General features: G+C 70.9%; 9 protein-coding genes. 4 read left to right on the top strand and 5 right to left on the bottom strand.

All coding sequences use genetic code 11. The features are described from left to right. Positions 1-41 precede the first annotated feature (41 nt). Both ACFRCG_RS38365 and ACFRCG_RS38360 read right to left on the bottom strand, forming a co-directional pair. The gene (locus tag ACFRCG_RS38365; RefSeq protein ID WP_380040248.1) at positions 42-1175 is read right to left on the bottom strand and encodes a hypothetical protein; all 1134 of its coding nucleotides are present in this window, start codon (positions 1173-1175) and stop codon (positions 42-44) included. A 22-nt stretch (positions 1176-1197) separates the two neighbouring features. Continuing rightward, entirely contained in the window at positions 1198-1434 is a 237-nt protein-coding gene (locus ACFRCG_RS38360) for a LapA family protein (RefSeq protein ID WP_380040246.1), read from the bottom strand. A 171-nt stretch (positions 1435-1605) separates the two neighbouring features. Here ACFRCG_RS38360 and ACFRCG_RS38355 point away from each other — a divergent pair, with 171 nt between their 5' ends. Next, the gene (locus tag ACFRCG_RS38355; protein WP_380040244.1) at positions 1606-3225 is read left to right on the top strand and encodes an MDR family MFS transporter; all 1620 of its coding nucleotides are present in this window, start codon (positions 1606-1608) and stop codon (positions 3223-3225) included. 67 nt (positions 3226-3292) lie between these two features. Here the strand turns inward: ACFRCG_RS38355 and ACFRCG_RS38350 are convergent, their stop codons facing one another. Genes ACFRCG_RS38350 through ACFRCG_RS38340 form a run of 3 tightly spaced genes read right to left on the bottom strand, consistent with a single transcriptional unit; the run spans position 3293 to position 5244 of the window. Further along, the gene (locus ACFRCG_RS38350) at positions 3293-4150 is read right to left on the bottom strand and encodes a 3-hydroxybutyryl-CoA dehydrogenase (RefSeq protein ID WP_380008426.1); all 858 of its coding nucleotides are present in this window, start codon (positions 4148-4150) and stop codon (positions 3293-3295) included. Continuing rightward, positions 4147-4374, bottom strand: coding sequence for a PIN domain-containing protein (locus ACFRCG_RS38345; protein ID WP_380040242.1), 228 nt, complete (start codon positions 4372-4374; stop codon positions 4147-4149). The genes ACFRCG_RS38350 and ACFRCG_RS38345 overlap by 4 nt, the downstream gene beginning before the upstream one ends. A 54-nt stretch (positions 4375-4428) precedes the next feature. Beyond that, positions 4429-5244, bottom strand: coding sequence for an SDR family NAD(P)-dependent oxidoreductase (locus ACFRCG_RS38340; protein WP_380040240.1), 816 nt, complete (start codon positions 5242-5244; stop codon positions 4429-4431). A gap of 143 nt (positions 5245-5387) precedes the next feature. Here ACFRCG_RS38340 and ACFRCG_RS38335 point away from each other — a divergent pair, with 143 nt between their 5' ends. From ACFRCG_RS38335 to ACFRCG_RS38325, 3 genes are all read left to right on the top strand, one after another. Then, positions 5388-5882 (top strand): pyridoxamine 5'-phosphate oxidase family protein, encoded by a 495-nt coding sequence (locus ACFRCG_RS38335; protein ID WP_380040238.1) that lies wholly within the window; start codon positions 5388-5390, stop codon positions 5880-5882. A 127-nt stretch (positions 5883-6009) separates the two neighbouring features. Continuing rightward, on the top strand, positions 6010-8220 hold the full coding sequence (locus ACFRCG_RS38330; RefSeq protein ID WP_380040236.1) for an acyl-CoA dehydrogenase: 2211 nt from the start codon (positions 6010-6012) through the stop codon (positions 8218-8220). 109 nt (positions 8221-8329) lie between these two features. Next, positions 8330-9520, top strand: a complete 1191-nt coding sequence (locus ACFRCG_RS38325) for an acyl-CoA dehydrogenase family protein (protein WP_380040234.1) — start codon at positions 8330-8332, stop codon at positions 9518-9520. Positions 9521-9540 lie beyond the last annotated feature (20 nt).

The following is a 9540-nucleotide window of genomic DNA, read 5'->3' as shown; positions in this document are numbered from 1 at the left end:
TTCGCGCGGCGCCCTCCTTCACGTTGCCGGCCCGCGTCGGGTCAGGAGCGGAACTTCCAGTCTTCCTCGGGTTTGGTGGGGTTGATCGGTTCGCACCGGAGGCCCCACTTCGAGGCGCCGTCGGCGAAGGCGCGGAAGAACTGTTCGGTGGGCTGGCCCAGGGTTCGACCCGGGGGATCCTCGCCGTTGTGGCGGCTGAGTTGGTAGGCCACCGTGTGCCCGTCGCACATGCCGAGGACCTTGCCCTCGACGGTGCCCGCGAGTTGCGCGTCGTTGGCGATGCCGCCGGTGGGCAGCCGCTCGGACAGGACGGCGCGTTCACCCGGGGCCTCGGTGCCGGGGGCCAGGTAGCCGTGCACGATCGCGAAGGAGAGCACCCGCCGGTTGTCCAGGAACAGGTCACAGCCCTGGATCGCGCCGGCCCCCGGCGGCGTCGCGGCGGCCGTCCAGCGTGCGCGCTGATCGCCGGCCGCCTGGGGGCCGAGCGCGGCGGGGTCGAGCATGCCGCAGACGGGGGCGTCGGTGATCGGCTCGGGTTTTTCCGCGGGCTTGATCCGGTCCGGCCGGGGGGCCGGCTCCGACTCGCAGCCGGCCGCCTTGGCCACGCCGTTGGCCAGGTCCACCGCGAGGTCGGCCAACTGCTGCCGCTGGTCCGGCTGGTCCGGTGCACCGGCCGGGGCGAGGGTGCGGGCCCGGACCAGCATCGGGACCGGATTCTCGACGTTTTGCACCTTGCAGTTCTGCACCAACCAGGCGTCGTCCGCACCGGCCATGCCGTATAGCTCGTCCTTGCCGTTGCCCAGCGGCGCCGACCCCGTGGTGGTCAGCCCCGGCAACTGCACCCGCTCGGCGCCGGCCATGTTGAACAGGTACGCCGAGCCGACGAACGAACGCTCGCCCGCCGTCACCTGGCAGCGCAGCACGGGGTAGTGCGGCAGCGGCTCATGGTCCTTGCCGGTGAACGCGGGCGCCGCCGGGAGCAGCGCGGTCACCGCCGACGTGGGCAGCAGACCCGCGCAGACCGTGTCGCCGACGGGCGTGGTCTTCGATCCCGTGGGCGTGACCGCGGACGGTTCGGCGGAGGGGGAGGCGGAGCTCGAACAGCCGGCCACGAGTACGCCGGCGGTCAACAGGCTTGCCACGTGTACGGCCGGACGCAGCCTGGAGCGAAGCATGCGGCCCAGGATATCCGGCGGCTCAGCGCCGGTTGGCCCTGACCCACCACCCCGTCAACATGCCCACGGCGAACGTCCCGACCAGGACGATCCACAGCGGCGCCTCCAGCGTCGGGATCCAGAATCGGATGCTCACCGAGCCGGTGTTGGCCAGCACGAACCAGACACTCAGGACGACGACGACCGCGATGCCGATCGTGCGGTACGAGACACCGCCGATATTGCCGCCCGAAGTGCCCGATTGAGGGGTTTTTGCCATAGCGCGGATCCTATCCGCGTAGTCGCCCGGTCACTTTGAGGCGCGCCGACTTGACCATCTCTTGAAAGTTGCTTGCAGCAACAAAGATTGCTATGGTTGTACCAAGCAACGAGTGTCGGGGGTGGGGAAGCCGCGTCCGGGCGCAGAGCATCCGCAGCAGAAGGGGTAGGTATGAGCAACGCACCGGCCGCGCAGACATCGGCGGAGCCGATGTCCCACCGGCAGATCATGGAGGCCCTGTCGGGGCTGCTCCTGGGCATGTTCGTGGCCATCCTGTCGTCCACGATCGTGTCCAACGCCCTGCCGCGGATCATCTCCGACCTGCACGGCAGCCAGACCTCCTATACCTGGGTGGTCACCGCGACGCTGCTCGCGATGACCGCGACCACCCCGATCTGGGGCAAGCTCGCCGACCTGACCAGCAAGAAGCTGCTGGTCCAGCTCGCGCTGGTGATCTACGTGGCGGGCTCCGCGCTGGCCGGCCTATCGCAGAACACGAGCATGCTGATCGGTTGTCGGGTCATCCAGGGCGTCGGCGTCGGCGGTCTCACCGCCCTGGCGCAGGTGATCATGGCCGCGATGATCTCGCCGCGCGAGCGGGGCCGCTACAGCGGCTACCTCGGCGCCACCTTCGCGCTGGCCACCGTCGGCGGGCCGCTGATCGGCGGCGTGATCGTGGACACCCCGTGGCTGGGCTGGCGCTGGTGCTTCTACGTCGGCGTACCGTTCGCGGTGGCCGCGATCGTCATCCTGCAGAAGACCCTGAAGCTGCCGGTGGTCAAGCGTGAGGTCACCATCGACTACCTGGGCGCGACGCTGATCAGCGCCGGTGTGTCGGTGCTGCTCGTGTGGGTCTCGCTGGCGGGCAAGAACTACGCCTGGGTCTCCTGGCAGACCGCGGCCATGGTGCTCGGCTCGCTGCTGCTGATCGTGCTGGCCATCCGGGTCGAGGGTCGGGCGGCGGAGCCGATCATCCCGCTGTGGTTGTTCAAGCAGCGCACCATCGTGCTGGCCGTGCTCGGCAGCCTCGCGGTGGGTCTGGCGATGATGGGCTCGTCGGTCTTCCTCAGCCAGTACTTCCAGATCGCCCGCGGCAAGTCGCCGACCGTGTCCGGCCTGATGACGCTGCCGATGATCGGCGGTCTGGTGATCGCCTCGACGGTGGTCGGCAAGCTGATCACCGCGACCGGGTTCTGGAAGCGCTACCTGGTGATGGGCGGCGTCTCGCTGACCATCGGGCTGACCCTGATGAGCACCACCCGCGCGGACACGAACCTGTGGGTGCTCGGGGTGTACATGTTCCTGCTCGGCATGGGCGTCGGCGCGCTCCAGCAGAACCTGGTGCTCGCGGTGCAGAACGCGGTGCCGGTGCACCAGTTGGGCGCGGCCAGCTCGGTCGTCGCGTTCTTCCGCAGCCTGGGTGGTGCGGTCGGCGTCTCGGCGCTCGGCGCGGTGATGGCGACCAAGGTCACCGGCTACCTCTCCGACGCGGGACTGAAGTCGGGCGCCGGCGGCGGGGGCGGGATCCCGAACGTGCACCACCTGCGGGAGCCGGCGCGCGGCATCGTGGAGAACTCCTACGGCCACGCGGTGGGCGACATCTTCCTGTTCGCGGCGCCGTTCGGGCTGCTCGCGCTGATCGTGGTGCTGCTGATCAAGGAGGTCCCGCTGCAGACGGGCCAGGCGGTCGTGGTGGCCAAGGCCGACCAGCGGGCGCCGGGGGCGGAGGCGGTCCCGGCACAGGGCCGCGAGCCGGTACGGATCGACAAGGTCGAGGCGCGCACGCCGTAGTCCGACCACACACGACGCGAGGGCGGCCCCGATCGGGACCGCCCTCGCGGTGCGTGTGGGGCCGGGCTCAGTACTGGTAGAAGCCGCGCCCGGTCTTCTTGCCGAGCAGCCCGGCGTCGACCATGCGCAGCAGCAGCGGCGGCGAGCTGTAGAGCTGCTCCTTGAACTCGTCGTAGAGGCTGTCCGCGACCGCCTTGATCGTGTCCAGGCCGATCAGGTCGGTCAGCCGCAGTGGGCCCATCGGGTGCGCGCAGCCGAGCACCATGCCGTTGTCGATGTCCTCGGCCGAGGCGAAGCCGGACTCGAACATCCGGATCGCGGAGAGCAGATAAGGCACCAGGAGCGAGTTGACCACGAAGCCGGCGCGGTCCTGCGAGCGGATCACCGTCTTGCCCAGCACCTCGGACGCGAACGCCTCGGCGCGCGCCGCCGTGCTCTCGTCGGTGAGCAGCGAGGGCACCAGCTCGACCAGCTTCTGCACCGGCACGGGGTTGAAGAAGTGGATCCCGACGACCTGCTGCGGCCGGGACGTGGCCATGCCCAGCTTCATGATCGGGATCGAGGACGTATTGGACGCCAGGATCGCGTCCTCGCGCGTGACGACCTTGTCCAGGGTGGCGAAGATCTGCGTCTTGACCTCCTCGATCTCGGCCACCGCCTCGATCACCAGGTCACGATCGGCGAACTCGCCCAGATCGGTGGTGTAGGTCACCCGCGCCAGCGCGGCGTCACGATCGGCCTCGGCGAGCTTGCCCGCCTTCACCCCACGATCGATCGACTTGGTCACCCGGGCGCGCCCGGCCTCGGCCGCCGCCGCGTTGGTCTCCGCCACCAGCACGTCGAGCCCGGCCTTCGCACACACCTCGACGATCCCGGACCCCATCAGCCCGGCCCCTACCACCCCTACGCGCCGTACATCGCTCACCGCGTACTCCTCGCTCCACTACTCGCTACCGTCGTCAGCCTCCCCGGCATCCTCTCAGGCGGGGGTCGGCGGGCGTCGATGCGCTCGACGGGTTGCCCGGTGAGCTTGGCGACGACCTCGAAGTCGCGGTCGAGATGTAACAGCGTCAGCCCATGGTGACGTGCCGTCACGGCAACCACGAGATCCACGGGGCCTGCGCACTCGTGCCGGCTCAAATTTGCCACCCATGGCGTCCCAGGTGGGTTTGGGAATCAACCGTGTGGGTGAATGTGCCTCGCTCAGTGCGGCGCCGCGTCCATGTCCGGGAGGGGGTACGGGAACTTGGCGCTCACCGCGCCGTCGACGGTGAGGACCTGGCCGCTGAGGTAGCGGGACAGGTCGGTGGTGAGGAAGAGCAGGGGGCCGGCTATGTCGGCGGGGAGGGCCACGTCGTTCAGGGGGGCGTTGGCGGTGTTGGCCTTGCGGCCCGGTTCGCCCAGGTAGGCGGAGACCCTCGGGGTCCAGACGACGCCGGGGGCCACCGCGTTGACGCGGACGCCGTGTGGGCCCAGTTCGACCGCGGCGGAGCGGACCAGGGAGATCAGGCCCGCCTTGGCGGCGCCGTAGGCCGCGTGCATCGGGGCGCCGGTGAGGCCGGACACCGAGGCGACGAAGGTGATCGCGCCGCCGCCGTGCGCGGCCAGGTGCGCGCCGCCCAGTTGCAGGGCGAGCAGGGCGTGGCGCAGCACCACGTCCTGGTGCCAGGTCCAGTCCTCGTCGGTGATGGACAGCAGGTCGGCGTAGCGGCTCATGCCGATGATGTCGACGATCGCGTGGGCGCGGCCCAGGCGCGCCTCGACGTCTGCCCACATGCGGGTGGCGTCGGCGCGGGAGGTGGCGTCGCCGGACCAGGCGATGCCGTCGATCTCGCCGGCGATGTCGTCTGCCAGCTCCGGGTCGCGGTCCACGGCGAACACCCGGGCCCCGCACTGGGCGAGCGCGTGTGCGGTCTGCCGGCCGATGCCCTGGCCCGCCCCGAGCAGCACGACCCCGCGCCCGTCGAGCCGGAACCGGGCCGGGTAGTCGGGGACCTCGGAGTCGTCGGTTCGGGTCATGGCGCCGACGCTAGGCAGGACCTGACGCAGTGTCAATCATCGTTCCGGGCCTGCGTGGTGCCAAAACTGACGGTCTGTCAATCGAGCCCCGGGCATGGCAGTGTACAAATGGTTGATTCAGGCAATCAAAAGGGGAGGGCGGTATGGGCGAGCACATGGGCCACGGCGTCAAGCAGCGGGACCGGGTCCGGATGACGGACGAGGAGGTCGCCGCGTTCCTGGCCGGGCGGCACTCGATGACGATGTCCACGCTCAACGCCGACGGCAGCATCCACTCGATCGGCATGTGGTACGGCTTCCTGGAGGGCGACGTCGCCCTGGAGAGCAAGGCCCGTGCGCAGAAGGTGCTGAACGTGCGGCGCAATCCGACCATCACCTGCCTGGTCGAGACCGGCGAGTACTACGAGGAACTGCGCGGGGTGTCCATCGTCGGCAGGGCCGAGGTGGTCGAGGAGCCGGAGCGGATCTGGGAGCTGGGGGTGAGCGTGTTCAGCCGCTACGCGGCGCCGTACACCGAGGAGCTGCGCCCGGCCGTGGAGATGATGCTGAACAAGCGTGTGGTGATCAAGGTCGTCCCGGACCGGATCGTCTCCTGGGACCACCGCAAGCTGGGCCTGCCGTCCACCCGCCCGAACTGAACCCCGGCGCACCCGCGCCCGCCCGCCACACGCCGCCGGCCGGCCGCGCGGATCTGGCCACCCAGGATCCAGTCAGGTAGCCTGTCTGCTTACTTGATCGAGACAAGTATTGGTGAGGGAGTACACAGTGCCGATCGGATTCGCCACCGAGCATCAGGCGTTCGCGGAATCGGTAGCCGGTTTCGTCGCTCGCCACGCCTCGATCGAGAGCACCCGCCGCGCCGCCGAACACCTGTCCGCCGGCGCGCTGCCGGACTGCTGGGCCGCGCTGGTCGGCCAGGGCCTGACCGCCGTGCACCTTCCCGAGGAGTACGGCGGCGCGGGCGCCGGGCTGCTCGAACTGGCCGTCGCCGTCGAGGAGACCGGCCGCGGCCTGCTGCCCGGCCCGTACCTGCCCAGCGTGCTCACCAGCGCCGTGCTGGCCCGCCACGCCGGCCCCGAACCGGCCAAGGCGCTGCTGCCGGCGTTCGCCGAGGGCGCCCGCGGCGCGGTCGCCGTCGTACCGGGCCTGACCGCGCGCGCCACCAAGGTCGGTTGGGAGATCCACGGCGCCGTCGAACCGGTCCCGGGCGCGATCGGCGCGACCTACCTGCTGCTCGGTGCCCGCACCGACGCCGACCCGGCCTCGGCCGAAGAGGTCTGGTTCGTGGCCGAGCCCGGCGCGGCCGTCGAGGTCACCGCCCTCGGCCCGCTCGACCTGGCCCGCGGCGTGGCCCGGGTGCGCGCGAACGGCCTGGAGATCACCGCGTCCCAGGTACTGGCCGGCGTCACCACCGCCCGGGTGCGCGAACTCGCCGCCGTGCTGGCCGCCGCCGAGGCCGTCGGGGTGGCCCGCTGGTGCTTCGAGACCGCGCTGGCCTACGTCAAGATCCGCGAGCAGTTCGGCGTCGCGGTCGGCTCGTTCCAGGCGATCAAGCACAAGGCCGCCACCCTGTTCACCCGGCTCGAACTCGCGGGCGCCGCTGCCTGGGACGCGGCCCGGGCCGCCGACGACACCGCCCCCGACGCCGACGAACAACTGGCCCTGGCCGCCGCCGAGGCCGCCGTGCTCTGCCTGCCCCTGGCCCGCGAGACTGCGCTCGACTGCATCACCATGCTCGGCGGCATCGGTTTCACCTGGGAACACGACATCCACCTGTACTGGCGCCGGGCCGTCTTCCTCGGCCAGTGGCTCGGCCCGGCGGGGGAGTGGACCGAACGGCTCGGCCGCGCCGCGCTCGCGGGCGGCCCCACCCGGCGCTTCGACCTCGAACTCGACGAGGGCGACACGGGCGCCTTCCGGGCCGAGGCGGCGGCGAACCTGGAGGCGGCGAACGTGCTGCCCGAGCCCGCCCGCCGGCAGCGCCTCGCCGAACTCGGCTACGTCTCGCCGCACTACCCCAGGCCGTACGGGATCGCCGCCGACCCGGCCCAACAGGTGGTCATCCAGCAGGAGTTCGCCCGCATCGGACTGACCCCGCCGAGCACCGTCATCGGCGAGTTCGCGCTGCCCACGATCATGGCGCACGGCACCGAGGCGCAGCGCGACGCGTACGTGCCGGCCACCCTGCGCGGCGACATCGTCTGGTGCCAGCTGTTCAGCGAACCGGGCGCCGGCTCCGACCTCGCGGCGCTGGCCACCCGGGCCACCAAGGTCGACGGCGGCTGGCGGCTGAACGGCCAGAAGGTGTGGAACTCCAAGGCGCACGAGGCGCACTTCGGCATCTGCCTGGCCCGCACCGACCCGGACGCGGCCAAGCACAAGGGCATCACCTACTTCGTGGTGGACATGGCCACGCCCGGGATCGACGTGCGGCCGCTCAAGCAGGCCAACGGCCGGTCCGAGTTCAACGAGGTCTACCTGGACGACGTGTTCGTCCCCGACGACCAGGTGATCGGCGAGGTGAACGGCGGCTGGCGGATCGCCCGCACGACGCTGGCCAACGAGCGCGTGATGATCGCCGGCGGTCCGGGCATGCAGGCGTTCGGCAAGCTGGTCGCCGACCTCGCGGGAGAGGCCGCCGCCGACGACCCCGCGCTGCTCGGCCGGCTCGGCGCCTTCGCGGCGGAGAACTTCGCGCTGCGCGCCCTCACCCTGCGCTCGACCCTCCAGCGCCTGTCCGGGCTCAACCCGGGCGCCGCCTCCAGCGTGCTCAAGCTCGCGGTCACCGAGCACCAGCGGGCCGTGGTCACCGCGCGCCTGGAGCGGTTCGGCCCCGGCGGCACACACCTCGACGGCCCCGCCGGCGAACCGATCACCGACTACCTCTCGCTGCCCGCGGTCCTGCTCGGCGGCGGCACCCGGGAGATCCAGCTCAACGTCGTCGCCGAACGCATCCTGGGCCTGCCCCGGGGGTGAACCCGGCGACCGCCCGGGGTCCTCGACCCCGCGTCCCGCGACCGACAGACAGCGTCCACGGCCGGCAAGGTCCACGGCCAACCAGGCCCACGGCTATCAGGGAGACCACGTGCACATCGCCTACACACCCGAGCAGGAGGACCTGCGACGGGAACTGCGCGAATACTTCGCGCGGATCATGACGCCCGAGATCCGGGCCGAGCAGGCAGCGGGCGAGACCAGCCTGATGGGCAAGGACGGCGCGTACTGCCGCGTCGTCAAGCGCATGGGCGAGGACGGCTGGCTGGGCATCGGCTGGCCCAAGGAGTACGGCGGCCAGGACCGCACCATGCTCGAACAGCTGATCTTCACCGACGAGGCCACCCTGGCCGGCGCCGCGGTGCCGTTCCTGACCATCAACACGGTCGGCCCGACCCTGATGGAGTACGGCACGCAGGAGCAGCGCGACTTCTTCCTGCCGAAGATCCTCGCCGGCGACATGCACTTCTCGATCGGCTACTCCGAGCCGGGCGCGGGCACCGACCTCGCCGCGCTGACCACCAAGGCGGTCCGCGACGGCGACGACTGGATCATCAACGGGCAGAAGATGTGGACCTCGCTGATCCACGTCGCCGACTACGTGTGGCTGGCCGCGCGTACCGACCCGGACGCACCCCGGCACAAGGGGCTGACCATGTTCCTGGTGCCCACCGACGCCGAGGGCTTCTCCTGGACCCCGATCAAGACCATGGGCGGCCAGACCACCTCGCAGACCTTCTACGAGAACGTCCGGGTGCCCGCGTCGGCCATGGTCGGCGAACTCAACGGCGGCTGGAAGCTGATCACCGGGCAGCTCAACCGCGAGCGGGTGGCGCTGTGTTCGGCCGCGGGCATCCAGCTCGCGCTGCACGAGACCCGGCGCTGGGCCGAGCGGGCGGTGTTGCCGGACGGCTCGCGCGTGATCGACCGGGAGCACGTCCAGGCCAACCTCGGCCGGGTGCACGCCAAGGTGGAGTTCCTCAAGCTGGTCAACTGGAAGATCGCCTGGGCGGTCGACCACGGTGCCAAGGTCGGCCCGTCGGACGCCTCGGCGACCAAGATCTTCGGAACCGAATTCGCCACCGAGGCCTACCGGTTGCTGATGGAGTGCCTGGGCGAGGACGCCTACCTCCAGCAGGACTCGCCGGGCGCGGTGTTGCGCGGCCGGCTGGAGAAGATGCACCGCACGGCGCTCATCCTCACCTTCGGTGGCGGCACCAACGAGGTACAGCGCGACATGATCGCGATGCTGGGCCTCGGGCTGCCCCGGCCGCCGCGCTGACCCGCCGTCACCACGCTGAC

Source organism: Embleya sp. NPDC056575 (assembly GCF_042793325.1).
Lineage (GTDB): Bacteria > Actinomycetota > Actinomycetes > Streptomycetales > Streptomycetaceae > Embleya.
Note: the sequence above shows the minus strand (reverse complement) of the source record. Positions and strands in the feature narration are given on the sequence as shown.

Excerpts from the sequence above, each read along its gene's own strand:
- ACFRCG_RS38365 (WP_380040248.1), bottom strand. The coding sequence starts at position 1,175 with ATGCTTCGCTCCAGGCTGCGTCCGGCCGTACACGTGGCAAGCCTGTTG.
- ACFRCG_RS38360 (WP_380040246.1), bottom strand. The coding sequence starts at position 1,434 with ATGGCAAAAACCCCTCAATCGGGCACTTCGGGCGGCAATATCGGCGGT.
- ACFRCG_RS38355 (WP_380040244.1), top strand. The coding sequence starts at position 1,606 with ATGAGCAACGCACCGGCCGCGCAGACATCGGCGGAGCCGATGTCCCAC.
- ACFRCG_RS38340 (WP_380040240.1), bottom strand. The coding sequence starts at position 5,244 with ATGACCCGAACCGACGACTCCGAGGTCCCCGACTACCCGGCCCGGTTC.
- ACFRCG_RS38335 (WP_380040238.1), top strand. The coding sequence starts at position 5,388 with ATGGGCGAGCACATGGGCCACGGCGTCAAGCAGCGGGACCGGGTCCGG.